The following is a 25,843-nucleotide window of genomic DNA, read 5'->3' on the forward strand; positions in this document are numbered from 1 at the left end:
GATGTGAGGAACGAGGCGAAAGCGGATGAGCGGCACAGCAGTTGACCCCGTCCTGGTCGTGCAGCACACCGAGAACGGCGGTCCCGGCCGGGTCGGCGACTGGCTGCGTGCGGCGGGCGTCGATCTCGAAGTGCTGCGTCCGTACGAGGGCGAGTCGCTGCCGCAGGCGCTCGACGGCAGGCCGCTGCTGGTGCTCGGCGGCGGCTACCTGCCGGACGACGACGAGCGCGCGCCCTGGCTCCCCGCGACCCGCCGCCTCGTCGCGCAGGCCCTCGACGGCGGCACGCCCGTCCTCGGCATCTGCCTCGGCGGCCAGCTGCTCGCCCACGTCGCGGGCGGCGCCGTACGGGGGAGTCACGGGCGGCCCGAGTACGGCAGCACCCGGATACGACTGCGGCCCGAGGCTGCCGACGACCCGCTGCTGCACGGGCTCGATGCGACGGTTCCGGCGATCGAGCGGCACGTCGACCAGATCACCGAGCTGCCGCCGGGCGCCGTCTGGCTGGCGTCCACCGAGGACTGCCCGCACCAGGCGTTCCGGGTGGGGGAGCGTGCCTGGGGCGTCCAGTTCCACCCGGAGGCCGAGGCGGGGCGGATCGCCGGATGGGACGCCGAGGAGCTGGCCCGCAAGGGCTTCGACCGGGACCGGCTGCACGCCGCGGCGGTGGCCGACGAGGGCGCGGCCGTCGCGGCGTGGTCCGAGGTCACACGGAGGTTCGCTCAGGTGTGCGCGACGAGGCCGTGACCGGCTGGGCGGTGGCCGCGGGCGGGGTGGTGCGGCGGCGCGCCACGGACGTGACGACACTGGTGAGCACGCCCGCGAGCAGCCCCCAGAACGCGGACCCGATGCCCAGCAGGGTCACCCCGGAGGCCGTGGCGAGGAAGGTGACGACGGCCGCCTCCCTGGACTTCGGGTCGGCCAGCGCGCCGGCCAGCGCGGACTCGATCGTGGCGAGCATCCCGACCCCGGCGACCGCCAGGACGAGCGCGTGCGGCATCGCGCCGAGCAGCGAGGCCACGGTCGCGCCGAGCAGACCGACACACAGGTAGAAGACACCCGCCCACACGGCCGCGAGATAGCGCCGCTTGCGGTCGGGGTGCGCCTCCTCGCCCGTGCAGATCGCGGCGGTCAGCGCCGCGAGGTTGAGGCCGAACGCACCGAACGGAGCGAGCACCGCCTGCGCGATGCCGGTCCACGTCAGGACGGGCGAGATCGGCACCTCGTAGCCGGACGTGCGCAGCACGGCGACACCCGGCAGGTTCTGCGAGGCCATGGTGACCACGAACAGCGGCACACCGACGCTGACGAGCACCTTCCAGTCCAGCTCGGGCGTCGTGAACACGGGCTGCGCGAGCGACAGTCGCACCCGCTCCAGGTGCCAGCCACCGGTGAGGACGGAGGCCACGACGCCACCGGCGAGCGCGACCACCACGGCGTAGCGCGGCAGCAGCCGGCGGGCGAGGAGGTACAGCACGAACACCGGGAACGCGATCCCGAAGTGCCCGCCCATCTGCCCGAAGAGACCCGTCCCGAAGTCCAGCAGCACCCCCGCGAGGAGCGCGGAGGCGAGCGGCACCGGGATGCGGTCCATGAGCCGCGCGAACCACCCCGTGAGACCGCTCACCACCGTCAGCACGGCGCTGAACACGAACGCGCCCACGGCCTTCTCCATGGACACCCCGCTCAGGCTCGTGGCGAGGAGCGCGGCGCCCGGTGTCGACCAGGAGGTGAGCACGGGCGCCTTGTTGCGGATCGACAGGCCCACGGTGGTCACGGCGATGCCGACGCCGAGCGCCAGCATCCACGAGGACACCTCCCGCGCGTCCGCCCCCGCGGTCCGCGCGGCGGTGAACACGATCGCCGCCGCGCTGGTCACACCGACGGTGGTGGCGATGAGTCCCGCCGCCACGGCCGAGGGCGGTGCGAGGGCGCGTATGCGGGCGAGCGAGGACATGCGGGTGTCACTTCCGAAGGCAGGGGAGGGCAGGATGGTGCGAGAGCGCAAAGCGTTCCACAAACAGAACGTTCTGTTTGTGGAACACTAAGGACGCCGTGGGCGACACGTCAACACGCGCCGACGGGCGCGGGAGGGGACCGGGCGATGGGGCTTGGTGACGAAGTGGGGCGCAGGCTGAAACTGCTGCGCGAGGACAGTGGCCTGTCCCTGTCCGCGCTCGCGCGCCGCTCGGGCGTCGGCAAGGGCACGCTCTCCGAGCTGGAGACCGGCCGCCGCAACCCGACCCTCGAAACCCTCTACGCCCTGACCACCGCGCTCGGCCGCCCGCTGAGCGCCGTCCTCGACGACCCGTCGCGCGGCGGGGGCGCCGGAGCGGCCGGTGTCTCGGGGAGCGCGGTCACCGCGGTGCTCATCGAGCGGTACGAGGACGCGGACGCGGCCACCGACGTCTTCCGCGTCACCATCGCCGAGGGTGCGACGCAGGAGTCCGCGGCGCACGTACCGCACACCACGGAGAGCCTGATGGTGCTCTCGGGGACGGCCGTGGCCGGCCCGCCTGACGCACCCACGACCGCGGGGCCGGGCGGGTACGCCCACTGGGCCGCGGACGCCCCGCACATCTACGGCGCGCCGGACGGAGAGGTCCAGGGCATCCTCTTCGTCCGCTACCCGAAGGGCGCCTGACCGGCACGGCACGGCCGACGCGGCCCCATCGGCGCGCGGAGGTTCAGGCGGCGTGCGGCGCCTGCGACGGCCCGCTGCCCCGCAGGTCCGAGACGTCGATCGAGTCGTCCGCGGACGGCGTCTTCTTCGGTACCGGCTTCCCGTAGTCGGTCAGTGTCATCGACAGGGAGTCGCCCGAGCCCTTCTCGGTGGCACGCACCAGCCGGTGCGGCTCGTCGGCGGTGACGTAGAGCGTGAGGCGCTCCGCACGGTCTCCGGAGGTGAGCGGCACGACCTCGGTGCCGGCGACCTTCTTCTGGTCGCCCTTCGTGAGCTCGTCCTTGCCGGTGCGGTCCGAGCCGTCCTTCAGGCGCTCACGGAACGAGTCGAGGTCGCAGGTGCCGGAGAGGCTGTCGAGCATCGGGTCGTCGGTGGTGCCGTGCACGTACCGGTCGCCGATCAGATCGGCCGCCAACTCGCCGCTTCGGCCGTTCAGTTGGGTCTTCCAGAAGGTGGCGTCCGGTTTGATCCACACCTCGTCGCCGTGCTTCACGAGGTCGACGCTGCCGCCCTTGGCGCCGCCGGTGCCCATGCGCAGCTCGCCCGTGCAGTTTCCGTCCTCGTCGAGTCGGAGATCGACGGAGGCCGGGGTGCGGGCGTCCCGTTCGTCCGTGCTGTTCTTCATCGTCATGTGGAGCGACGTCGCGTCCAGGAGTTCCTTCTTCGCCGCGTCGGCCAACTCCCGCGCGCTCTTGTCCTTGGCGTCGCCGTCGTCCGCCACGGCAGGGCCCGCGGTGAACAGGCTCGCGGACACGAACGCCGCGGCGACGGGTGCTCGCGCGGCCCGGTGCAGTCGGCTCTGGGTCGGTCCGGCCATGACGCCACCTCGCCTTCCCGGACGCGCCGCGCGCCCGGAATACCCATAAATTCTACGTTCTGTGATGCGTGGGCGCCGCCCGCGAGGTGCCGCCCGCGGCCGTACCCGTCAGTCGTCCCTGCCGCACACCCGCAGCCCCACCGGCGTCCCGCACGGAAGGTGACCGTGCGTGGCGACGACGCCTTTGCCCGTGCCGTTGTCGACGGCGTACGAGAGGAAGCTGGAGGCCAGCGAGTCCGCCGGGGGGCGACCAAAGGTGTACGCGTACTCGATCTCGCGGTACGGATAGCCGCCCGCGTCGAGCCTGTCGGGATCCGGGGTGTGGCCGTCGAGGGTGAGCCGGTGCAGGCCCTTCGGCGCGTCCGGCGGCGACGCGGCGCGCAGCTCGCTGTAACCGAGGGCGCCGGGTGTGTGCGCCACGGTGTCCAGGACCTGCTCGGTGGAGTCCAGCTCGCAGCGCAGTACGCGGGCGGCGGCACTGGCCGTGCGGTTGACGCAGTCGTCCGACGTCGCGGGCGGCTCGTCCGCGCCCGCGAGCACCCGCGCTGTCAGCGCCGACCGCGTGCCCGAGCCCGAGGTCCGGCTGACCAGGACGACCGGCAGATCGGGCCCGCCCACCTGCGACCAGTTGCGGACCTCTCCCCGGTAGACGCGCCGCACATCGCTCACGGACAGGTTGGTCAGGCGGACGTCGTCGTGCGCGACGAGCGTGAACAGGGACACCGCGACACGGCTCTCGCTGAGCCGGGTGTAGCTCGCGGGGCGGGGCCCGTCGGAGAACGCGATGACACCCGCCGTGCTCCCCGACTCCTCGCCGGACAGGGCGAGTTCACGCACCCCGGTACGGCTGCCGCGCGCCGCGACCGTGATCCGCGGCTCGTCCCCGCAATGCCCGCGGTACTTCTGTGCGAGCTCCTTCATCACCGGGGCGAACGCCGTGGACCCGGTCAGCCGGAGCCTGCCCGACTCGCAGTCGTCCGGCAGCGGTGACGGCGTGAACAGCGGCAGTGTCGCCGCCGCGATCAGCGCGACGCCGAGGGTGACCGTGGTCCAGCGGGCCCGGCTGCTGAACACCGGTGGCTTCTCGTCCGGCGTGAGGCTGTGGTTCTCGTGCAGCTTGCCGTCCTTGATGTCACCGGTGACGGTGACCGCGTCCCCTTCGCTGCCGCCCGTGAGCAGCACCAGGATCTTGTAGTACGCGCCCGGCTTCAGGGGGACCTTGGGGATGTGCAGCTTGCCGGGTGCCACGTCGACGAGGCCCGGGTCGTCCTCGAAGTGACTCAACAGACTGCGGTGTTCATCGGGCAGCGTGACATCGAACGCCTGGATGCTGCGGCCCCGGAACTCGGCGGTCAGCCCGTGGTTCGCGGTGATGTAGTCGGACGCCTCGACGAGCCGCGAGCCGTCGTTCTCGATCCGCAGCAGCACCAGCGTCGCGTCGCGCATGTCGGGCAGGTCGTTGAAGAGCCCGAAGCGCGGATCGACCTCGTCCGGCGGGCCGTTGTGCCCTATCGCCATGTCCATCTGCTTGCGGAACCCGACGCGCTTGCTGCGCCGCGCCCTGCGGTCGGCCGCGAACGGCGTGGCGACGGAGACCACGCCGATGAGCAGCCCGGCGGTGGTGAGGGCGATCTCGAGCCATCCCATGCGCGCGACGGTACGGACCCGCCGGGCTGCTCGACGGGTCCGCACATCGGGTTTCGCCGACTGTTCGTCGTCCGTTCAACGTCCCCGTCAGGAACTGGTCGTGGAACCGGGGCGAACGATCATCAACACGGTCACCGTGGCCCACAACAGATTGAACACGCCTGTCAGCATGGCCAGTTGGGAGGCGGAGCGGGGGAGTGCGGGAGCCTCAGGCCCCCCGACCGCGTCGAGCGCCGCCTCCTGCGCGGGCAGGATGAACACGGCGAGAACCGCCGCGGCGGCCGCTGTCAGCACGATCGAGACGATGAGCCACGCGCTGCCGAGCACCCCGAGGCTGCTCGCGGTCGCGAACCCGAAGAGCGGCACGGCGACACCGATACCCGCGTAGACGCGGCAGATGCGGTGCAGGGTGCGCAGCGTCGCCAGTGCCTCTGCGTCCCCCGGTGAACCGAGCGCGCCACGTAGCGACTTGGGGAACATGCTCGCGGCGACGGTGACCGGCCCGACGGTCAGCACGGCCGCCAGGACATGCAGGATGAGCAGGAGCTTCGTCATGGTCAGTGCCCCGCGCCCGCCGGCTCGGGGCGCCGGGCGCCGGTCACCTTCGACGCCGGGAGCCGCCCGGCTCGGGACGTACCGGAAAGGGTGTCGCCGTCGACGGTGACGGCGAAGGCCAGGTTCAGGCGCATCGGCCTGGTGACCGCCTGCTTCCAGGTGAGTCGACCGTCACCGGACAACTCGATCTCGCGCAGCGGGACGTCCTCGCCCGCACCGTGCGCGACCCCGGTGAGCGTCCCGCTCTCCCTGCGGAGTTCGACGACGGCCGCGATCGTGCCGATGGGGGTGGAGATGGACAGGTCCCAGGTGCCTTCGACGGACATGCGGGGGTGGTTCCTCTCTCGGTGTTCCTGATCGGCCGCCGGCCCTGATCGGCCGATGGTCGGTGGATGTTTTCGATCGATCGAAGGTTCAGAAGGCTGCGGGGGCCGGGTCCTGTGCCCGCCAGACCGTGCCGCGACGCTCGTACGCGAACAACTCCTCGACGGCGTGCGCGATTTGAGGGCCGACCTCCCGCTCCAGCAGATGCAGTCCGAGGTCGAGTCCGGAGGTGACGCCGGCGCTCGTGACGAGATCGCCGTCGTCCACGACACGGGCCCGCACCGCACGGGCGCCGGTGGCTTCCAGAAGGTCGAGCCCCAGGTGGTGGCTCGTGGCGGGGCGCCCCTCGATGAGCCCGGCGAGGGCCAGGACGAGGGAGCCGCCGCAGACCGTCGCGACCGTCGTCCCGGGGTCGGCCACGGCAGCGCCGAGCAGGGCGGGCAGCCCGGTGGAGAGCGTGCGGCCGAGCAGCACGGGGATCGTGGCGTCCGTCGCGTGCTCGTCCGGCACCCCGCCGGGGTCGCCGACGGGGCCGGACGCACCGGGCACCACCACGATGTCCGCCCGCTGCGGATCGAGCGCGGCGGTGGCGCGCAGCGCGAGCCCACCGGTCCCGCCGACCACCTCGCGCGGCCCCTCGGCCGAGACCAGCTCCACGTCGACCGCGCCGCCGGACGCGACGGCGCCCGCGTGCAGCACCTCGAAGGGGGCGACGACGTCGAGCGGATCGAAGCCGTCGAACAGGACGATCTGGATGAGCATGGGGGAGGGGTCCTTCGCAGGTCACGCGCCCGGTCCGGCCGGGATCGACGTCGACGCTAATCAGGCGCGAGCCGGTCTCCCAGTGGCAATAGTGACGACTGTCAACGGGATACCGCCAACCGCCATGACCGTGTTCTGGGGACTCGGGCCACGGTCTGAGCGCGGTCTGATCGGTGTGGCGAGAACTGGTCGATGGGTTAGATTCCCGCCATGCACACCATCGCCGTCCTCGCCCTCGACCAGGTGATCCCCTTCGACCTGGCGACCCCCATCGAGGTCTTCAGCCGCACCCGGCTGCCCGACGGCCGCCCCGGCTACCAGGTGCGGGTGTGCGCCGAGCGGGAGGAGGTCGACGCCGGTACGTTCACGATCCGCGCGCCCCGCGGTCTCGACGGGCTCAAGGGCGCGGACACGGTGATCGTGCCCGGCACCGCCGACCCCACCGCCCCGCTCGCTCCCACGGTCCGTGACGCGCTGCGGGAGGCCGCCGCCGACGGCACCCGGATCGCCTCGATCTGCTCGGGCACCTTCCCCCTCGCCGCCACCGGGCTCCTCGACGGCCTGCGCGCCACCACCCACTGGATCGGCGCCGACGCGCTCGCCGCGCGCCATCCTGAGATCGAGGTCGACCCCGACGTGCTCTACGTCGACAACGGGCAGATCCTCACCTCGGCGGGTGCGGCGGCCGGGCTCGACCTGTGCCTGCACATGATCCGCCGCGACTACGGCTCCGCGGTCGCAGCCGACGCGGCCCGCCTCTCCGTGATGCCGCTCGAACGCGAGGGCGGGCAGGCCCAGTTCATCGTGCACGACCACGCCCCGACTCCGCAGGGCTCGACCTTCGAACCGCTCCTCACGTGGCTGCAGGAGAACCTCGACCGGGACCTCAGCCTCGCCGACATCGCCGCGCACGCGGGCGTCAGCACCCGCACCCTCATGCGCCGCTTCCGCGAGCAGACCGGCAGCACACCCCTGCAGTGGCTGCACCGCGCGCGCATCCGCCAGGCCCAGCACCTGCTGGAGACCACAGCCCACCCCGTGGAGCGGATCGCCGCCCGGGTCGGTTTCGGTTCGCCCACCGCGTTCCGTGACCGCTTCAAGCGCACCACGGGCGTCAGCCCGCAGACGTACCGCCGCACCTTCGCCTGACATCCCCGCCCGTACGTCCCACCACGTTTATCCACGCCGCAGTGGGCTACGCGCACCTCGGACGGACGGCGACGAGGCAGTGCTGTCGCACACCGGCAGCGCCCGCCGGAACGGAAAGGTATGAGCAGCGGATTCACCGGGTCCGACGGCTTCGGGCAGGACCCCTTCGGCGACTTCTTCGCGCGGTTCCTCGGCAGCGGCGGCGGCAGCGGTCGACGGCAGATCGACATCGGCAGGCTGATGAGCGGGCCCGCCCGCCACCTCGTCGCCACGGCCGCGAACTACGCCACCGAGCACGGCAGGGGCGACCTCGACACGGGACACCTCCTGTGGGCCGCGCTCTCCCTCGAACCGACCCGCACCCTCGTGACACGGGCCGGCGCCGACCCCGACCGGCTTGCGGGGGAGATCGACCGGCACGCGGGCAGCGGCGAACCGAACCGCACCCCGCAGTCCCTCTCCGTGACCCCCGCCGTGAAACGGGCGCTGCTCGACGCGCACGTGATCGCGCGGGAGTCGGGCGTCGCCTACATCGGCCCCGACCACATCGTGTTCGCGCTCGCCGCCAACCCCGACTCGGCGGCCGGACACCTCCTGAACCAGGCCCGCTTCACCCCCGGACCCGCCCCGCAGCCCCCGCCCCAGGGCCCCGCCGAGAGCAGGCCCGGCCAGCAGGCGAGGCCCGCGGCGGCCACCCCCAACCTGGACCGCTTCGGCGAGGACCTCACCGACCGGGCCCGCCAGGGCCGCCTCGACCCGGTCATCGGCCGCGACGAGGAGATCGAGCAGACCGTCGAGGTGCTCTCCCGCAGGGGCAAGAACAACCCCGTGCTCATCGGTGACGCGGGCGTCGGCAAGACCGCGATCGTCGAGGGACTCGCCCAGCGCATCGCCGACGGCGACGTACCCGAGACACTCTGCGGGCGGCGCCTCGTCACGCTCGACCTGTCGGGCGTCGTCGCGGGCACCCGCTACCGCGGCGACTTCGAGGAGCGCCTCACCGGGATCATCGACGAGATCCGCGCCCACCCGGACGAACTCGTCGTGTTCATCGACGAGTTGCACACCGTCGTCGGCGCGGGCGGGGGCGGCGGCTCCGAAGGCGGTTCACTGGACGCCGGCAACATGCTCAAACCGGCTCTGGCGCGCGGCGAGTTGCACGTCATCGGTGCCACGACCCTGGAGGAGTACCGGCGGTACATCGAGAAGGACGCCGCGCTAGCCCGCCGCTTCCAGCCCATCCTCGTCCCCGAGCCGTCGACGACGGACACCGTGGACATCCTGCGCGGACTGTGCGACCGCTACGAGGCGCACCACCAGGTCCGCTACACCGACGAGGCGCTGCTCGCCGCCGTCGACCTGTCCGACCGCCACCTCACCGACCGCTTCCTGCCCGACAAGGCCATCGACCTGATGGACCAGGCGGGCGCCCGCGTACGGCTGCGCGACCGCACCAAGACCACCGACGTACGCGCCCTGGAACGCCAGGTCGACGACCTCACCCGCGACAAGGACGAGGCGGTGGCCGCCGAACAGTACGAGCGGGCCACCGAACTGCGCGACCGCATAGCCGAGTTGACCAGCAGGATCGAGGGCGCCCGCGAGCCCGACCCCGGCGACGGTCACATCGTCGAGGTGACCGCGGAGGACATCGCCGACATCGTGTCCCGGCAGACCGGCATCCCCGTCAGCAGCCTCACCCAGGAGGAGAAGGAGCGCCTCCTCGGCCTCGAACAGCATCTGCACGAGCGGGTCGTCGGCCAGGACGAGGCCGTCACCGCCGTCGCCGAGGCCGTCCTGCGCTCCCGCGCCGGGCTCGCCAGTCCCGACCGGCCCATCGGCAGCTTCCTCTTCCTCGGCCCCACCGGCGTCGGCAAGACCGAACTGGCCCGCGCCCTCGCCGAGGCGCTCTTCGGCAGCCAGGACCGCATGGTCCGGCTCGACATGAGCGAGTTCCAGGAGCGCCACACCGTCTCCCGCCTGGTCGGCGCGCCGCCCGGCTACGTCGGCCACGAGGAGGCCGGACAGCTCACCGAGGCCGTGCGCCGCCACCCGTACTCGCTGGTTCTGCTCGACGAGGTGGAGAAGGCGCACCCCGACGTGTTCAACACCCTGCTCCAGGTCCTCGACGACGGGCGGCTCACCGACGCGCAGGGCCGCACGGTGAACTTCACCAACACCGTCATCGTGATGACCAGCAACCTCGGTTCCGAGGCCATCGCCGGACGCGGCGCCGCGCTGGGCTTCCGTGCCGACGGCGCGGGTGCCGACGAGACCGCGCGCCGCGAACAGGCGCTCCGCCCGCTGCGGGAACACTTCCGCCCGGAGTTCCTGAACCGCGTCGACGAGATCGTGATCTTCCGGCGGCTCAGCGGCGAGCAGCTGGCCCGGGTCACCGACCTCCTCCTCGACGAGACCCGGCGCCGACTGCACGCGCAGGACATCGCCGTCGAGTTCGCCCCCGAGGCCGTCGACTGGCTGGCCCGGCGCGGCCACCAGCCCGAGTACGGGGCGCGCCCGCTGCGCCGCACCATCCAGCGCGAGCTCGACAACCGGCTCTCCCGGATGCTCCTCGACGGCAAGCTCGCGGCCGGTGACCGGATCCGGGTCGAGGTGCACGAAGGGGACCTCACCGTCCGGACGAAGGAGCCGTAACCCCTGGTCGCGTACGGCGTTGATGCGCGCGAAGCGCGGACACCCGGCTCCGCGCGCCACGTCGTACGAGACACAGGGAGTACCCCGTGCGGGACACCTTCAAGAAGATCCTCTCCTCGGCCGCGGCGGCCGTCGCCGCCCTCGGCTGCGTCATCGCCGTGGGCCAGCCGGCCGCCGCCGACGGCAAGTGGTGCAACAACGCTGTGTGCATCGAGACCTACGACACCGGCACCTACCTGGGCCGCGTCGAGGTGTCCGTCATCAACACCAACCAGCCGCACCGCATCAGCGCCCGCGTGTGGACCACCGACGGCTGGTCCGCGAACACGAAGGTCGAGGACGTCGACGCGTTCCGCACCTACCGCGACCAGGCCTACCCGCAGCGGCACTTCGCGCCCGGCACCCGACTGTGCGCCGAGGGCTTCCGCGGCGGCGAGAGCGTGGGCCTGCCTTGTGTGACGATCACCGACTGACGGCAGCCCCGTGCCACAGCCGCTGACCCCTTAGGGGGACGCGGACCGCGTGGCCGGGGTCGACGGCGGCGGGCGGCTGGTAGCCGTGTACGCATGAACCACACCAAGCGCACGCTTCGCGCGGTGCTCGCCGCCGCCGTCCTCACCCTCGGCGGGCTCGCCACCGCGCACACCCCGGCCGTCGCGGCCGACGGCTGCCAGTCCGACCCCGGCGTCCCGGTCCAGGGCCCGCCCGGCACCGTCACCGCGACCGCCACCAGCACCGGCTGCGCCAACAACTGGACGTTCAAGGCGGTGCTGCAGAGCTCGCGCTGGTATGGCTGGGCCGACGACGCCGAGCAGACCTGGGTCGGCAGCGGAAGCGGCTCGCTCAGCGCCGGATGCGCGGGTGTGCACGACCACCGGGTGATCCTGTACTGGAACAGCGGCCCGGCCCAGGGCCAGCAGATCAGCCCCGTGAGCAACCTCAACTGCGGCTGACCGTACGGGACTCGTCCCGCAGCCACCAGTAGAGCACCACCGAGCAGAGCGCGGCGCCGGCGCACCACGTGGAGACGAACTCCCAGCGCCACAGCGCCGCGCACACTGCCGCGGCGACCGCCGCCAGCGCACCCAGCAGCACCAGGGCCCGCTCGCCCGACAGCAGCAGCGAGCCGATCGTCGCCAGCAGATAGCCCGCCAGGAGCCATCCGGCGTGCGGCAGTCCGATCGAGTAGCCCATGGTGTGCCCACGGACCTCGGCCGTCACCGTGCTCGTCGCCAGGACGTACGCGAGCACCCCCGCCGTCACGACGCCCGCCGCGAGCGGCACGATCAGCCGACGGCGCACGCGCGGCGCCACCGCGCACCACACACCCACCGGCACCCACAGCGGCAGCAGGGGCAGCGCGATCGCCGCCCACGCGACGACGGCGGGACCGGTGCCACCGCCCTCGTTCCAGATCACCGCCTCGATGATCTGGTGCGCCCCGAGCAGCAGCGGGAGCGCCGCGAGCGGCACGGCCCGGGGCCGGTTGCGCACCGCGCGCCCGACACATCCCACGCCCACGGCGGTGATCGCGCCACCCGCCACCAGATCGGCCGTCGCACTCCAGCACATGCGACCACGCTACGTTTCCGGGGGCCGGGCGGCGCGTTGTGGGGGTGCGCTCCTAGGGCCTGGCGTTGTCCCGTGCGGCCGGGTCCGGCTGGATGTTCTGGTTGACGCGGAACACGTTGTCCGGGTCCAGGGCCGCCTTGACGCGGGCGAGGCGGGCGTAGTTGCCGCGGTAGCTCGCCCGCACCCGCTCCTGCCCCTCGTCCATCATCATGTTCACGTAGGCACCGCCCGCCGAGAACGGGTGGAGGGCCTCGAAGTAGTCGACCGTCCAGCGGCGCACCAGGTCCGCGCCCGCCGGGTCCGGGTCCACGCCCGCGAACACGCTCGACCAGCGCGCGTCCCGGTAGCTGAACGGGGTGTCGGACGGGCCGACGTCGTGGGCGGCGCCGTCGATCGGGTACAGATGCATCGTCGACTGCATGGTCGGTGTCTGCGGCCCGAACTTGGCGTGCTGCTCCACCGCCGCGTCCGGGATCTCGCGGACGAAGTCGGCCCGCCAGTACCACTGGTGACCCGGCGGGTACAGGCCGTCGAACATCGACTGCATCGCCGGGTGCGGCATCGGCGCGACCGCGTGCAGCATCGGCGCCGGCAGGTCATCGAGGAACGGCGCCATGGCCCGGTCCGCGGCCTCCGGATCCCCGGCCGTGTGGCACCACACGACCCCGCACACCTTCCGCAGATGCAGCTCCTCGGGGAACGGCGGCGCCGGAGGCACCGAGCCGTACAGGAAGAAGGCGCCCACGTCGCGGGGCGCGGACGGCAGGAAGTCCCGGTAGGCGGTGAGGACCTCGGCGCTCTGCTCGGCGGGCCAGAACGTCGGCCCCGCCACCACCGTGTCGACCTCGTGCAGCCGGAACGTGAAGGACGTGACGACGCCGAAGTTGCCGCCGCCGCCCCTGATCGCCCAGTACAGGTCCGTGTTGGTGTCGGCGTCCGCGCGCACCGTCGTCCCGTCGGCGAGGACGACCTCCGTGCCGAGGATGTTGTCGACGGTCAGTCCGCAGCGCCGGGTGAGGTGACCGAGTCCGCCGCCGAGCGCGAGGCCGCCGACGCCGGTGGTGGAGATGATGCCGCTGGGCGTGGCCAGGCCGTGCTCGTGCGTCGCCGCGTCGACGAGTCCCCAGGTGGCGCCGCCGCCGACCCGCACGGTGCGGGCGCCCGCGTCGACCTCGACGGCGTTGATGGGGGACAGGTCGGTGACGACGCCGCCCTCGCAGGTGCCGAGGCCCGCGCCGTGGTGGCCGCCGCCGCGCACCGCGAGCGGCAGTGTGTGCCGTCGGGCGAAGGCGATCACCTGCGCCACGTCGGAGGCGTCGGCGCAGCGCGCGACGAGCGCGGGGCGCCGGTCGATCATCGCGTTGTAGACGGCGCGGGCCTCCTCGTAGCCGGAGTCCGAAGGGCCCGTCAACGTCCCCTTGAATCCGCTCAGTTCGCGGCGTGCGGCCTGTTCGGGTGTCGTGGTCATGCGGTCCCCCGTCGGGAGTGGGTGTCGTCGGCCCCGTTCTACGGGCGTCGCGCACGGCCGGGCATGCGTGGCCGCCACCCACCTCGGGCCCGCGGGTACCTACGTTTCGTCGGCCGCCGTGAGGCCGAGTTCCGCCGCCCGTTGTGCGGCCCGGCGCCGGGTGGGCGCGTCGAGCTTCTCCAGGACCGCGTGGACGTGGTTGTCGACGGTGCGCACGGAGACGACGAGGCGCTCGGCGATCTCCGCGTTGGTCAGGCCCGCCATCAGCAGCCGGGCCACTTGCAGCTGCCGGTCGGTCAGCCCCGCCGGGTTGCCGCGCGCCGCCGCGTACGGGCCGCGGGGGACACGCCGTACGCCGAGCCGGCGCAGCTCCGCGCGGACCAGGCGGGCGAGCGGTGCGGCGCCCAGCGCGTCCAGGGTGGTGAGCGCGGTCAGTTTGACGGCCGGGTCGGGGCTCTGCGCGAGCGCGGCCGCCTCCTCGTACGGGCAGCCCGCCGTGCGCCACAGCTCGGCGGCCTTGTCCCAGCGGCCCGCGGCCTGGAGCGCGTACGGATGGGTCGAGCCGTTCCGAGGTGCGGGGCGGCCCGCCCGCGCCAGCCAGTAGCCGAGTTCGAAGCGCTGCGGCGCGGCGAGGCTGCGGGCCCGCTCGTGCACCGCCTCGGCGGCGGCGACCACGCCCGCCGCGTCGCCGCGCAGCCACGCGGCCTCGGCGCGGGCCGCGGCGACCGGACCCATGCGTTGCAGCTCACGGGTGCCGACGGCGATCCGCCAGGCCTGGTCGAGGAGTTCGCCGCCGCCGGGATCGCCGCGCCGCACCCGCACCCGCGCGAGGACCGTGAGGGCGGGGCAGCGGGCGGGCGGAAAGACGTCCGCGCCGAGCCGCGCGTACCGCTCGGCCGCCACCCAGTCGCCCGCGGCGAACTTGCGCAGGGCCAGCTCGACGTGGAGGTACGTCAGGAAGCCCACGTGCTCGGCACGGTCCGCGAGGTCGATGGCGGGCGCGAGGTGCCGGTCGGCCTCCGTGAACCGCAGATCGTCCAGGAGCGACCAGACGAGGTTGGCGTAGGCGCGGCACGCGTGTTCCACCTCGCCCGAGGCGAGCGCCACCGCCAGGCTCTCCTCCAACTGCCGCTGCCCCAGTGGATCCCCGTCCCGCCAGCGCGCCGTCCCGACGTTGTTGAGCGCGTGCGAGAGGATCGCCGGGTCGCCCGCCGCACGGGCCAGCGCGAGGGCCCGCTCGCCGTACTCGACGGCCTGCGCGTACGCGTCCGACAGCATCCGCAGCTGCGCCGTGTTGCTGAGGGCGAGCGCCAGGAGCCGCTCGTCACCGGCCCGTTCGAGCACGGCGAGGGCCTCGTGGGCCGCCGCCCACGCCGCCCCGGCGTCGCCCGCCCACCAGTGGATCCGCGACAGCCAGCGCAGATCCGCGCCGAGCGCCCGCGGATCGCCGAGCACGCGGCGCAGACGCACGGCGTCCCGCTGCGCGGCGACGGCCGTGACCGAGTCGCCGATCGTGTAGCTCTCGACCGCGCACCGCTCCAGCAGATCCGCCAGCTCCGCGGGTGCGTACCGCTCGCGCCGGCGCAGGACGAGCCGCAGATGCGCGGCGGCCTCCCGGTGCGCGCCCGCCCGCGCCGCGTCCCGCGCGGCGTCCGGCCCGTACCGCGCGACCGCGTCGAGGTCGCCGGCCGCCGCCGCGTGGTGCACGATCCGCGAGCGGTCGGCGTCCGGCGCGGCCACCAGCGCGGCGAGCACCGCCCGGTCGAGCGCGATGCGGCGCGCGGCGGGCAGCGAGTCGGCCACGGCACGCCGGATGATCTCGTGCCGGAATGCCACCCGGTCGGGCGCCACCACGAGCAGCCCGCCCTGCTCGGCCGCCGCCAGTGCGGCGCAGCCGCCGGGCAGCAGCGCGTCGACCAGGGGCCGCTCCACGGCCGAGGGCACCACGGCGAGCTGTTCGAGGGCGTCGCGCGCGGGGTCGTCGAGGCGGCGCAGCCGGGCCAGGACCGCGTCGACCACCGTCGGCGGCACGACGCACGTGCCGCCCGCCGCCAGTACCTCGGCGACGAAGAACGGATTGCCCGACGTCACCGCGTACACCTGCGCCGGCTCCAGCCCGGCCGCCGCGCACAGACGGCCCACGGCCGCGCGGGAGAGCGGTGCGAGCGGCAGGCGGTGCACGCGGGCCGCGCCCGACAACTGGCCGAGCAGCTGGCGCAGCGGGTGACCGCGACCCAGCTCGTCGTCGCGGTAGGTGAGGACGAGCACGGCGGGCAGCCGCTCGATGCGGCGCACGAGGTACCGCAGCGCGTCGAGGGACGCCTCGTCCGCCCAGTGCACGTCCTCCACGACGAGCACCGGGGGATGCGGGGCGCCGGCCAGCTCGGCGTGGAGCGCCTCGTAGATCCTCTGCCGGTCGCCCGCGTCCCGCACGGCGCGGGCCAGCTCGGCGCCCACGCTGCCGACGAGGTCGCGCAGCGGGCCGAGCGGGCGGCCCGTGGCCAGGTCGTCGCAGTGGCCGACCAGTAGCCGGGCGGTGGGCGGCAGCACGGTGGGCAGCGCCCGGACCAGGTGCGATTTGCCGATTCCGGCCTCTCCGAGCACGAGCACGACGGAGCCGGCTCCGGCCGCGGCCTCCCGTGCGGCGTCGGCCAGACGCCCCAGCTCGAGATCCCGCTCCAGGATCCCCCCGTCCACGTGTGGATTTTCTCACCGAAAGGGGTGGCGCCGGAGTTGGGGAGCGGGCGGGATACGTACTTCGCCGGACGGCGGGCGGGCGGCTTCGCGCAGGCGCGGTCGCGGGGCTCCGCCCCGGAACCCGCTGCTCCGTCGCCGCAGGGGCTTGATGGTGCTCACCCGCCGCGGGGAGGGTCGATCGGGGCCACCCGACCATCAGACCCTTGTAAGGCCCATGTATATTCTTTCTATATGCATCTATCTCCGGGGTCCGTCGACGCCACCGAGGCGCAGCGCATCGAAGGTGCCGCCCGCGGGCTGCTGCGGGGGATCGCCCAGCTCGGGCAGTCGCTCTTCAGGGAAGGCGAGTTCGGGCTCACCCGGAGCCAGGTCGCCCTGCTCGACGCGCTCGAGGGCGGGCCGTGCCGGGTGACCGGACTCGCCGCACGTACCGGTATGGCGCAGCCGCGCGTCACCGTGCTCCTCCAGAAGCTGGGGGACGCCGGGCTCGTCGAGCGGCGGCGCTGCGAGGACGACCGGCGTGCCGTCGAGACCTCGCTGACGCCCGCCGGGCGCGCCCTGATCGAAGCGGGGCGGCAGCGGATGGCCGCCGCCCTGCTCACCGCGCTCGACGGCGCCGTCGACGACCCGGAGCGCGCGGTGTCCACCGCGCGGGATGCACTCGCCACCCTGCTGAACGCCATCGAATCGGAGGCCAGTTGACCACCCCGGGCACCTTGCCGGACCAGCACGTCGCCGCGGACGAAGCCCCTCCGGGAGCCGACCTCGCACCCCACCGCGTGGCCGGGCCCCGCAGATGGTGGGACTGGGTCCTCGCGGCCGACCCCGGACTCGGTCAGCTGCAGACCGGCTGGCGCACGCTCGTCGCCATGGTGACCGCGCTCACCGTCGGCTACGCGATGGCCGAGGCCCTCGGCATCCCCGACATGATCGGCATGATGGTCGCCGGGATGATGGGCCTGATGAGCGCCTTCGCGGTCGCCGAGAACTCCTGGGACCGCCTCGCTCGCGCCATCCTGTGGATGCCGTTCCCGTACACCGTCGCGCTCTGGCTGTGCGCGACGATGAACGGCAACCGCGTGCCGCAGATGGTGCTGATGATCGCGGCCCTCGCCCTGACCTTCCTGCTCGCCAGGTTCGGGGCGATCCCGCTGGTCACCGGCATGATGCTGTTCAACGGCATGATGGTCGGCATGCTCGCGGGCATCCCCGTCGCGCTCGTCGGCAAGGCGTTCGCGGTCGCCCTGGTGTCCGCCGCCGCCGTCCTCGTCACGCGCCTCGTGCTGTGCTACCCGATGCCCCGCGAGGACCTCCTGCGCACCCAGCGCGCCTTCGTCGTCGAGGCGCGGCGCGTCGCCGACGCCGCCGTGGACGCGGTCGACCCGGACGCCGACCAGGAGCGGGCCGTGCGCCGCATGAGCCGCTCCCTGCGCCGCCTCAACATCACCACCGTCACCATCGATGGCCGCCTCGCCCAGCCCGAGGTCGCCGCCGACCCGGCCGCCGCCGAACTCCTGCACCGGCACCTCTTCGACGCCGAGCTCGCGCTGCGCGGCATCGGCCAGGCCGTCCAGGAGCTGACCCGGCTGCCCGTCCCCGAGCAGCTGCGCGAGGCGCTCGCCGTCGGCCTCGTGCTCGCCCGAGACACCCCGATACGGGAGGCCGAGGGGCTCCAGCCGGCCGCCGCGCACATCCAGGAGCGGGCCGAGGCGGTCCTCGCCGACCCGGACGCCTCCACCGAGGACGTGGAGGCCGCGGTGCTCGCGCGCCGCGTCGGCCACCTCCTCGACTCCCTCGCCCGCGCCCTGCACAACTGGCTCACGCTCGGCGCGAGCGCCGTCGCGGGCAAGGCCGAGGTGCCGTTCAAGCCGACCGTCGCCCTGGAGAACAACCGGCTGCCCGGCTCGGCGGGCCCCACCCGCCGCGTGCTCGCGGGCACCACGGAGTCCGGCTGGCGCCGCGCCATCCCGTACATCCGCGTCCCCGTGCACGCCGCCGTGGCCGCCGCGATCGTCGTCCCGATCTCCGACGCCATCGACCCGCACCGCTTCTACTGGGGCCTGGTCGGCGTGATGATCACGCTGTTCGGCACCAACACCACGCACGAGCGGCTGCGCAAGTTCGGCCACCGCATGGTCGGCACGGTCGTCGGCGCGGTCCTCGGCATCCTCCTCGTCCACCTCATCGGTCGCGACCACGTCTACTGGACGCTCGCGGTCATCGTCGCCGGACTCACCTTCGGCGCCTGGGGCATGGCCCGCGCCTACGCCTGCTGGGTCGTCGGCCTCGTCGTCGCCCTGTGCCAGCTGTACGCGCTGAGCACGCCCGAGAGCGGCATGGACCACCTGCTGGGGGAGCGGCTCCTGGACAACGGCATCGGCGTCCTCGTCGCCACCGCCTGCGCCGCCCTGATCTTCCCGCTGGCCCGCCGCACCGTCGTCCAGGAGGCCGAGCGCGGCTACGTCGACGTCCTCGCGCAGGTCGTCGCCCAGGTCGAGCAGCGCTGGACGCAGCCCGACACCCCCGTCCGGCTGCGCGGCGCCGCCCGCGCCGTGGACGCCGCCCTGCTCCAGGTGCAGGCCGTCGCCAAGCCGCTCGTGCGGATGCCGGTCGGCGTCAGCGGCCCGGCCGCCGAGCACCGCGTCGCCCTGCTGACCTCCGCCACGGGCCACGCCCGCGCCCTGGCCTCGGCCGCCGACATAGACGTCGACCTGCCGCCGCGGCTCGTGGAGCGCGCCCGCCTCGTCACCGCCACGGTCACCGCGTCCCTCAAGGAACTCGACCGGTTCTTCGCGACCGGCGAGCCCGAGGGCACGTACCGCAGGGTGAGCCCGCTCCTGCGGGAGCTGCGCGCGGAGCTGGCCCCCGCCAGGTCCGGGCAGCGCGCCCAGCGGCTGCACACGGCGCTGCGCGAACTCGACGCGCTCGACGAGACGCTGGCCGCCTACGCCGAGCAGGCGGGCCTGCCCGTCGCCACCGGCTACGGCGCCGCGCAGCAGCCCGCGTCGCCGATGCAGCGCCGCACCCGCGCCGTGATGGCGGCCTGGGGCGAACCGCAGAAGCAGACGCAGGCCGCGCAGGTCCCGGCCGCCGGACCCAAGCCGAAGCCGAAGCCGCAGGCCCAGACCCCGCAGCAGCGGCGTGAACCGGCCCCCGTGGGCCGGGCCCGCCTCACCGGCCGCGTGGCATGCGCCGCGCACCCCGAGGGCTGCCCCGCGTGGATCACCGTGATCAGCGCCCGCGGCAAGCGGCTCGCCAAGGCCGCGGTGAGCCAGGGGAGTTACTCGGTGGAGGGGCTGCCCGTGGGTACCCACACCCTCGTGATCTCGGCGTCCCAGCACGCACCGCGCGCCGAACTGGTCACCGTGGAGGAGACGTTGGGCGCCGTCCGGCACGACGTCCGGCTGGCGGGCTGACGCCCCGGCTGCTGCATTCGAGGGAACCGGGGACACGCTGGCGCGCGTGTCCCCGATTCCCGTCCCGTCGTCCGCTAGTCGTGGTCGTGTCCTGTAAACCGGCCAAGGAAGCGACTACCTGATGACGTCCACGGAGAGCGCGGCGGCGAGCGCCGACGCACCGGATTCGGAGACCGCACACGCGCGGCGACCCGGTGCGGTGGTGGTGAAGTGGCTCACCACCACCGACCACAAGACGATCGGCTCGCTGTATCTCATCACATCGTTCGCGTTCTTCTGCGTCGGCGGCATCATGGCGCTCTTCATGCGCGCCGAACTGGCCCGTCCCGGCATGCAGATCCTGTCGAACGAGCAGTTCAACCAGGCCTTCACGATGCACGGCCTGATCATGCTCCTGATGTTCGCGACGCCGCTGTTCTCCGGTTTCGCGAACTGGATCATGCCCCTGCAGATCGGCGCCCCCGACGTCGCGTTCCCGCGGCTGAACATGTTCGCCTACTGGCTCTACCTGTTCGGCTCGCTGATCGCGGCCGGCGCGCTGCTCACGCCGCAGGGCGGACCGGACTTCGGCTGGTTCATGTACGCGCCGCTGTCCGACGCGATCCACACGACGAGCATCGGTGCCGACATGGGCATCATGGGCCTGGCCTTCTCCGGCTTCGGCACCATCCTCGGCTCGGTCAACTTCATCACGACCATCATCTGCATGCGGATGCCCGGCATGACGATGTTCCGCATGCCGATCTTCACCTGGAACGTGCTGCTGACCGGTGTGCTGGTCCTGCTGGCCTTCCCGGTCCTCGCCGCCGCGCTGTTCGCCCTGGAGGCCGACCGCAAGTTCGGTGCGCACGTCTTCGACGCCACCAACGGCGGCGCACTGCTCTGGCAGCACCTCTTCTGGTTCTTCGGACACCCCGAGGTGTACATCATCGCCCTGCCGTTCTTCGGCATCGTCTCCGAGGTCATCCCGGTCTTCTCGCGCAAGCCGATCTTCGGGTACTCCGGTCTGGTCGGCGCGACGATCGCGATCGCCGGCCTCTCCATCACGGTGTGGGCGCACCACATGTACGTCACCGGTGGCGTATTGCTTCCGTTCTTCTCCTTCATGACGTTCCTCATCGCCGTGCCGACAGGCGTGAAGTTCTTCAACTGGATCGGAACGATGTGGAAGGGCTCGCTGTCCTTCGAGACACCGATGCTGTGGTCGATCGGCTTCCTCGTGACCTTCCTGTTCGGCGGACTGACCGGCGTCATCCTGGCCGCGCCGCCGCTGGACTTCCACATCTCCGACTCGTACTTCGTGGTGGCGCACTTCCACTACGTGGTGTTCGGCACCGTGGTCTTCGCGATGTTCGCCGGGTTCCACTTCTGGTGGCCGAAGTTCACCGGCAAGATGCTGGACGAGCGCCTCGGCAAGATCACCTTCTGGACGCTGTTCGTGGGCTTCCACGGCACGTTCCTGGTGCAGCACTGGCTGGGCGTCGAGGGCATGCCGCGGCGGTACGCGGACTACCTCGCGGCCGACGGCTTCACCGCGCTGAACACGATCTCGTCGATCTCCGCGTTCCTCCTCGGCCTGTCGATGCTGCCGTTCTTCTACAACATCTGGAAGACCGCCAAGTACGGCAAGGTCATCGAGGTCGACGACCCGTGGGGCTACGGCCGCTCCCTGGAGTGGGCCACGTCCTGCCCGCCGCCGCGGCACAACTTCACGACGCTGCCGCGGATCCGCTCGGAATCCCCGGCGTTCGACCTGCACCACCCCGGTGTCGCCGCCCTCGACCACGCCGAGGACCGGCGCGAGGACGCGTCCGCATGAGCAGCACCGAGCACGACGTGAACGCGGGGATCCAGCAGATGGAGGGCTATCTGCTGTGGAACTCGAAGGTCACCGAGGCCCATGCGCAGGCCGAGGCGTTCACCGACCGGCTCGACTGGCTCACCGGCGCGCAGCGCGAGGAGGTGCGGCGCGTCTTCGTCGAGGAGCGCCTCGCCTTCCACAAGGCCGCGCTCGGCCAGATCGTGGCGCGGGCCGCGGAGCTGCGCGGCGAGTACGAGGCGCGCTACGAACGCCTGAAGGCGCGCTGCGTCGGGCTCTGCGGCGGCGTCCTCGTCGGCCTGATGAGCCTGGCGTCGCTGGTCGCCCTCAAGTGACGTACGCGTACCGGTTCAGGTGAAGTACGCGGTCGGCCGCGTGCCCAGCGCCCGGCGGAACATCGCCGTGAACGCGCTGGGCGTCGCGTAGCCGACCACGCCGGACACCGTCGTGACCGGCACGCCCCTCGCGAGCAGTGTCACCGCGTGGACGAGCCTGGCCTGCTGCACCCAGCGGGCCAGGCTCATTCCCGTCGCGGCCGTGAACCGGCGCTGCAGACTGCGCGTGCTGAGATGCGCGTACGCGGCCGCGCGCCCGGCCGTCCAGCGCTCGCCCGGACGCTCCCGGACCGCCGCGCACAGGCCGTCCAGATGTGGATCCGTCGGCGTCGGCAGGTGCAGCGCGGGCACCGGGTGCGGGGCCAGCTCGTGCAGCAGCAGCCGCATCAGGACGCCGTCGCGGCCCTCGGGGTCGTACTCGACGGGCAGGCGCGTCGATTCCTCGATCAGCTCGCGCAGCAGCGGGGACACCGAGACCACGGTCGGCTCGTCGGGCAGCCGCACGGTCGCCTCCCGCGCGATGTAGAGGGTCCGCATGGCGACCGCCCCCGCGCAGGTCATCGCGTGCGTGAGGCCCGCAGGGATCCAGGCGCCGCGGGTGGCGGGGACGACCCAGGAGCCGTGCTCCGTGGTGACGGTGATGGCACCCGTGGTGCCGTAGATCAGCTGGGCGCGGCGGTGGTGGTGCGGCGGGATGTGGTGCCCGTCGGCCAGGTCGCGGGCCATCGCGGCGAGCGGCCGCGGCACGTCCTGGTAGTCGTCGCGGTCCTCGCTCTTTCCGTACATGGCGCACTCTCGACAGGTATTGGCTCGACCACGAAAGTGTGCCACCGATCATCGGCCTAACGTCGCGGTATGTGAACGCCGTACGTCCCAGAGCCCAAGCCCCGACCGCCCTGCTCGCGGTCACCTGCGCGGTGACCGCCGCCAACGTCTACCTCTGCCAGCCGATCCTCGGCACCGTCGCCGCCTCCCTCGGCACGTCGGCCGACACGCTCGGCGCGGTGCCCACCGCCACCCAGCTCGGCTATGCGCTCGGCATCCTGCTGGTCGTGCCGGCCGGCGACAGCCACGACCGGCGCCGCATCGTCCTCGCTCTCGGCCTGGCCTCATCGGTCGCCCTCGCGGCTTGCGCCCTCGCCCCCTCGGTGGCCTTCCTCGCGGTGGCCGGCTTCGTCGTCGGGCTGTGCTCGCCGGTGCCGCAACTGATCACCCCGCTCGCCGTGGCGCTGGCCGACGACGAGGGCGCCGCAGGGCGGGGCCGCGGGCGCACCGTCGGCGCGGTGCAGGGCGGGCTGCTCGTCGGGGTGCTCGCCTCGCGCGCGTACGCGGGCGCCCTCGCCGAGCTCGCGGGCTGGCGCACCGTGTACGTCTCGTCCTGTCTGCTCACGCTGGCCCTGATGGGCGTGCTCGCGCGTCGGCTGCCCAGCGCGCCGGGGCGCGTCCCCGCCTCGTACCGGGCGGCGCTGACGTCGCTGCCGGGGCTCGTGCGGCATCCGCTCGTCGCGCGGGTCGTGGTGTCCGGGGCGCTGGTGGGGATCGCGTTCGGCGCGTTCTGGACCACGCTGACGTTCCTGGTCACGGACTCGTACGGGTTCGGGTCGACCGCCGCGGGGATGTTCGGGCTCGTCGCGGCCGTGAGCGCGCTCGCCTCGCCGTACGCGGGCCGCAGCGCGGAACGGCTGGGCAGGCGTGGCGCGCTCGCCCTGCTGACCGCGCTGGTGCTGGTCGGCTGGCTGATCCTGCTGCCCGGCGGGACCGGCTCGCTGGTGGCGCTCGTCGTGGGCGTCATCGTGCTCGACGTCGGTGTGTGGGGAGGTCAGGCCGTCTGCCAGACCGTCCTGTTCACCCTCGACCCGGCCGTGCACAGCCGCCTCAACACGGTGTACTTCACGCTGCGCTTCCTCGGCATCGCGCTGGGCTCGCTGGTCGGCACCGCGGCCTGGGGCGCGGGCGGCTGGCCGGCCGTGGTCGTCGCCGGGACGGTCGCGGCGGGGGCCGGGCTCGTCGTCGGAGTGCTGCCGCTGCCCGCGCGGGCCACGGCGACCGAGGAGGTCAGCGCGGGCCGGGAGCAGTGAGCCCGGCGTGCCGTGCGGGTCCGCCCGCGCCCTGGAGCGCGGGGCCCACTGCGAAGGAGGGGCTGTAGCCGCGCTTGTCGCCGTCGCGGCTCACGAGCTCGATCGAGTAGCCGTCGCCGTCCGGCACGTTCGGCAGGACGGTGGACGTCTCGCTGTCCCGCGCGGCGGACAGCCGCGACGCGAGCTGTACGACACGGTCCGTGTCGCCGCGTACGAGCCACATGTCCAGCTTCTCGCCGGTGGGGTTCTTCCAGGTGACGAACATGCTGCCGCCCGCGGGGTGCACGGAGCCCGCCGCGGGCTCCGTGACGGTGAGCGCCTGGGCCGGTTGCGCCGTGGGGGCGAAGGCCAGGAGCGGGGCGGCGGCGAGAGAGAGGAATCCGGTGCGGCGCATGCGACGACCTCGTTCCGTCGAGTCGATGATTCGGGAGTTGTCGGTTGCGGATTGTCAACGGAAAGCGACATAGAGTGACGCAATCCGACACTGGGTCTCTTCCCGTCCTGGCGTCCTGACCCAAGCATTCGGACCTCGGCCCCACCCCACGAGTGACGGATGTGTCCTCGAACCGGTGGCGTCGGCAGGACGGATCCGGCCACCGGGTGCATGGTCGCGCACGCGCGCGTGGCGCCCCCGGAGCGGCCGGACGGCGCGGACTGGTGCACGCTGGTTATGTGACACGGAGCACGGAGACGAGGTGGCGCGGCATGACCGAGCGCAGCGACTCGGCCATGGGCGACGAGGTGTATCAGCCCTCGGGCCCTGACGTGGGGGACGACGAGGGGATCCTCGATGTGGAGGACACCCTCAACGACCGTGGCGTCGACCCGTACGACGAGGGATGGTCGCCGCCCGAGCGCCCGCTGGCCGTCGAGCACAGCGGAAACACGGCGGCGGAACGGCAGGCCGGCGAGACGCTCGACGAGCGCCTCGCGGAGGAGCGGCCCGACCCCGTCGTCGACGCCTACGAGGCGCTGGAGTCGGGGGAGGAGGACGAGGACGGCGACGGCGTCGGCGATCTGCGCGACGGCGACGGCGAACCGCTGGACTCAGAGGTGGGCGGCCTGCGCGCCGGCCGCCTGGTCGCGCCGGACGAGGGTGCCCACGAGGACGCCGAGAAGGACATGCTGGCCAGCGACGCCGGTTACGGCGGGGGAGCGGCCTCGGCCGAGGAAGCCGCGGTGCACGTGGTGGACGACGACGAGTTCTGAGCCCCGTACCGCCCTCGGCTCACTGGCCGAGGGCGGTCGCCGTCAGCATCAGCGCGGCCGCGGCGAACGCCGTGGCCAGCGCCAGGAGCGGCGGGCCGATGGCCACGTCGCCCGTCACCATCCGGCGCGCCGTGATGCCTATGCAGACCACACCGATACCGCCAAGGATCATCGCCACGAAGATCAGCACTGTCGGCCCCTCCTCCTCACGACCCCCGCTTGCGTGTTCGGGTCCCCATAGTCGCCCGACGAGCCGCACGCCGCACGTGGGGGAGGCGCGGACCCGTACCCTCTAACCTGGGACGAATCGCCCGCACGCCCAGGGGGACCGGCATGGACAGCACCACGTGGATCGTCATCGCCACGGTCTTGGCACTCGCGATGCTGGTGGTCGCCGCCGTGCTCCTGGTCCGGATCTTCAAGGCCCGCAAGCTGCTCACCGACGCGGGCATCCCGCTGCAGAACAAGGCGCTGTTCTGGGCCGCGGTCCTGTACACGATTTCCCCGATCGACCTGCTGCCCGACCCGATCTACCTCGACGACATCGGGGTGCTGCTGGTGGCCCTGCAGGCGCTGCACTCGGCGGCGCGGAAGGCCGGTATCGGCACACAGGACAGCGCCGAACCCCGGCTTCCCGAGGCCCGGCGCCAGAAGTGAGC

At 73.0% G+C, this 25,843-nt stretch carries 25 protein-coding genes; 13 read left to right on the plus strand and 12 right to left on the minus strand.

Features of this window, described 5'->3' with window-relative positions:
* Positions 1 to 25: 25 nt before the first annotated feature.
* Positions 26 to 745: a type 1 glutamine amidotransferase gene (locus ACY34M_RS23785; protein WP_462720057.1), complete on the plus strand. Its 720-nt coding sequence runs from the start codon at positions 26 to 28 to the stop codon at positions 743 to 745.
* On the opposite strand, the gene ACY34M_RS23790 is transcribed toward ACY34M_RS23785, so the two are convergent.
* On the minus strand, positions 705 to 1,955 hold the full coding sequence (locus tag ACY34M_RS23790) for a benzoate/H(+) symporter BenE family transporter (protein ID WP_462720058.1): 1,251 nt from the start codon (positions 1,953 to 1,955) through the stop codon (positions 705 to 707). The two genes, ACY34M_RS23785 and ACY34M_RS23790, sit on opposite strands and share 41 nt — an antisense overlap.
* A 147-nt stretch (positions 1,956 to 2,102) precedes the next feature.
* Between ACY34M_RS23790 and ACY34M_RS23795 the strand changes: the two genes are divergently transcribed.
* Positions 2,103 to 2,642 (plus strand): helix-turn-helix domain-containing protein, encoded by a 540-nt coding sequence (locus ACY34M_RS23795; RefSeq protein ID WP_462720059.1) that lies wholly within the window; start codon positions 2,103 to 2,105, stop codon positions 2,640 to 2,642.
* A gap of 43 nt (positions 2,643 to 2,685) precedes the next feature.
* On the opposite strand, the gene ACY34M_RS23800 is transcribed toward ACY34M_RS23795, so the two are convergent.
* The 5 genes from ACY34M_RS23800 to ACY34M_RS23820 form a co-directional block, all read right to left on the minus strand.
* Complete coding sequence (locus ACY34M_RS23800) at positions 2,686 to 3,498, minus strand: LolA-like protein (RefSeq protein WP_462720060.1); 813 nt, start codon at positions 3,496 to 3,498, stop codon at positions 2,686 to 2,688.
* 108 nt (positions 3,499 to 3,606) lie between these two features.
* Complete coding sequence (locus ACY34M_RS23805; protein ID WP_462720061.1) at positions 3,607 to 5,145, minus strand: PstS family phosphate ABC transporter substrate-binding protein; 1,539 nt, start codon at positions 5,143 to 5,145, stop codon at positions 3,607 to 3,609.
* 87 nt (positions 5,146 to 5,232) lie between these two features.
* The gene (locus ACY34M_RS23810; protein ID WP_462720062.1) at positions 5,233 to 5,700 is read right to left on the minus strand and encodes a DUF2269 family protein; all 468 of its coding nucleotides are present in this window, start codon (positions 5,698 to 5,700) and stop codon (positions 5,233 to 5,235) included.
* A 2-nt stretch (positions 5,701 to 5,702) separates the two neighbouring features.
* Positions 5,703 to 6,026, minus strand: coding sequence for a hypothetical protein (locus tag ACY34M_RS23815; protein WP_462720063.1), 324 nt, complete (start codon positions 6,024 to 6,026; stop codon positions 5,703 to 5,705).
* 88 nt (positions 6,027 to 6,114) lie between these two features.
* Positions 6,115 to 6,786 carry a DJ-1/PfpI family protein gene (locus ACY34M_RS23820; RefSeq protein WP_462720064.1) on the minus strand — a complete coding sequence of 224 codons (672 nt, stop codon included), beginning with the start codon at positions 6,784 to 6,786 and terminating at the stop codon, positions 6,115 to 6,117.
* 210 nt (positions 6,787 to 6,996) lie between these two features.
* On the opposite strand from ACY34M_RS23820, the gene ACY34M_RS23825 reads away from it, so the two are divergent.
* From ACY34M_RS23825 to ACY34M_RS23840, 4 genes are all read left to right on the plus strand, one after another.
* The gene (locus ACY34M_RS23825) at positions 6,997 to 7,935 is read left to right on the plus strand and encodes a GlxA family transcriptional regulator (protein ID WP_462720065.1); all 939 of its coding nucleotides are present in this window, start codon (positions 6,997 to 6,999) and stop codon (positions 7,933 to 7,935) included.
* Positions 7,936 to 8,055: 120 nt separating this feature from the next.
* Entirely contained in the window at positions 8,056 to 10,590 is a 2,535-nt protein-coding gene (locus ACY34M_RS23830; RefSeq protein ID WP_462720066.1) for an ATP-dependent Clp protease ATP-binding subunit, read from the plus strand.
* An 86-nt stretch (positions 10,591 to 10,676) separates the two neighbouring features.
* Positions 10,677 to 11,063: a hypothetical protein gene (locus tag ACY34M_RS23835; protein ID WP_462720067.1), complete on the plus strand. Its 387-nt coding sequence runs from the start codon at positions 10,677 to 10,679 to the stop codon at positions 11,061 to 11,063.
* A 93-nt stretch (positions 11,064 to 11,156) separates the two neighbouring features.
* The gene (locus ACY34M_RS23840; protein WP_462720068.1) at positions 11,157 to 11,543 is read left to right on the plus strand and encodes a hypothetical protein; all 387 of its coding nucleotides are present in this window, start codon (positions 11,157 to 11,159) and stop codon (positions 11,541 to 11,543) included.
* On the opposite strand, the gene ACY34M_RS23845 is transcribed toward ACY34M_RS23840, so the two are convergent.
* The 3 genes from ACY34M_RS23845 to ACY34M_RS23855 all read right to left on the minus strand — a co-directional run bounded on the left by ACY34M_RS23845 (position 11,530) and on the right by ACY34M_RS23855 (position 16,327).
* Entirely contained in the window at positions 11,530 to 12,162 is a 633-nt protein-coding gene (locus tag ACY34M_RS23845; protein ID WP_462720069.1) for a DUF6629 family protein, read from the minus strand. The genes ACY34M_RS23840 and ACY34M_RS23845 overlap by 14 nt on opposite strands.
* A gap of 52 nt (positions 12,163 to 12,214) precedes the next feature.
* The gene (locus ACY34M_RS23850; protein ID WP_462720070.1) at positions 12,215 to 13,630 is read right to left on the minus strand and encodes an FAD-binding oxidoreductase; all 1,416 of its coding nucleotides are present in this window, start codon (positions 13,628 to 13,630) and stop codon (positions 12,215 to 12,217) included.
* A 99-nt stretch (positions 13,631 to 13,729) separates the two neighbouring features.
* Positions 13,730 to 16,327, minus strand: a complete 2,598-nt coding sequence (locus tag ACY34M_RS23855) for an ATP-binding protein (protein ID WP_462720071.1) — start codon at positions 16,325 to 16,327, stop codon at positions 13,730 to 13,732.
* 231 nt (positions 16,328 to 16,558) lie between these two features.
* Between ACY34M_RS23855 and ACY34M_RS23860 the strand changes: the two genes are divergently transcribed.
* From ACY34M_RS23860 to ACY34M_RS23875, 4 genes are all read left to right on the plus strand, one after another.
* Complete coding sequence (locus ACY34M_RS23860; protein ID WP_462720072.1) at positions 16,559 to 17,029, plus strand: MarR family winged helix-turn-helix transcriptional regulator; 471 nt, start codon at positions 16,559 to 16,561, stop codon at positions 17,027 to 17,029.
* Entirely contained in the window at positions 17,026 to 19,743 is a 2,718-nt protein-coding gene (locus tag ACY34M_RS23865; RefSeq protein WP_462724123.1) for an FUSC family protein, read from the plus strand. Before ACY34M_RS23860 ends, ACY34M_RS23865 begins: the two co-directional genes overlap by 4 nt.
* A 121-nt stretch (positions 19,744 to 19,864) precedes the next feature.
* Positions 19,865 to 21,562, plus strand: a complete 1,698-nt coding sequence (gene ctaD / locus ACY34M_RS23870; protein ID WP_462720074.1) for an aa3-type cytochrome oxidase subunit I — start codon at positions 19,865 to 19,867, stop codon at positions 21,560 to 21,562.
* A complete protein-coding gene (locus ACY34M_RS23875; RefSeq protein WP_462720075.1) occupies positions 21,559 to 21,897 on the plus strand; it encodes a hypothetical protein in 339 nt (112 codons plus the stop codon). The genes ctaD and ACY34M_RS23875 overlap by 4 nt, the downstream gene beginning before the upstream one ends.
* Positions 21,898 to 21,912: 15 nt before the next feature.
* Here the strand turns inward: ACY34M_RS23875 and ACY34M_RS23880 are convergent, their stop codons facing one another.
* Positions 21,913 to 22,683 (minus strand): AraC family transcriptional regulator, encoded by a 771-nt coding sequence (locus tag ACY34M_RS23880; protein WP_462720076.1) that lies wholly within the window; start codon positions 22,681 to 22,683, stop codon positions 21,913 to 21,915.
* 71 nt (positions 22,684 to 22,754) lie between these two features.
* Here ACY34M_RS23880 and ACY34M_RS23885 point away from each other — a divergent pair, with 71 nt between their 5' ends.
* A complete protein-coding gene (locus tag ACY34M_RS23885; protein ID WP_462720077.1) occupies positions 22,755 to 23,975 on the plus strand; it encodes an MFS transporter in 1,221 nt (406 codons plus the stop codon).
* Here ACY34M_RS23885 and ACY34M_RS23890 read toward each other — a convergent pair.
* Positions 23,953 to 24,369, minus strand: coding sequence for a GPI anchored serine-threonine rich family protein (locus ACY34M_RS23890; RefSeq protein WP_462720078.1), 417 nt, complete (start codon positions 24,367 to 24,369; stop codon positions 23,953 to 23,955). The genes ACY34M_RS23885 and ACY34M_RS23890 overlap by 23 nt on opposite strands.
* A gap of 311 nt (positions 24,370 to 24,680) precedes the next feature.
* Here ACY34M_RS23890 and ACY34M_RS23895 point away from each other — a divergent pair, with 311 nt between their 5' ends.
* Entirely contained in the window at positions 24,681 to 25,184 is a 504-nt protein-coding gene (locus ACY34M_RS23895; protein WP_462720079.1) for a DUF5709 domain-containing protein, read from the plus strand.
* A 19-nt stretch (positions 25,185 to 25,203) separates the two neighbouring features.
* On the opposite strand, the gene ACY34M_RS23900 is transcribed toward ACY34M_RS23895, so the two are convergent.
* Positions 25,204 to 25,374 (minus strand): hypothetical protein, encoded by a 171-nt coding sequence (locus ACY34M_RS23900; protein ID WP_462720080.1) that lies wholly within the window; start codon positions 25,372 to 25,374, stop codon positions 25,204 to 25,206.
* Between the two features lie 143 nt (positions 25,375 to 25,517).
* Between ACY34M_RS23900 and ACY34M_RS23905 the strand changes: the two genes are divergently transcribed.
* Positions 25,518 to 25,841: a YkvA family protein gene (locus ACY34M_RS23905; RefSeq protein WP_462720081.1), complete on the plus strand. Its 324-nt coding sequence runs from the start codon at positions 25,518 to 25,520 to the stop codon at positions 25,839 to 25,841.
* Positions 25,842 to 25,843: the final 2 nt, after the last annotated feature.

This window comes from Streptomyces sp. EDA2-14 (assembly GCF_054963755.1).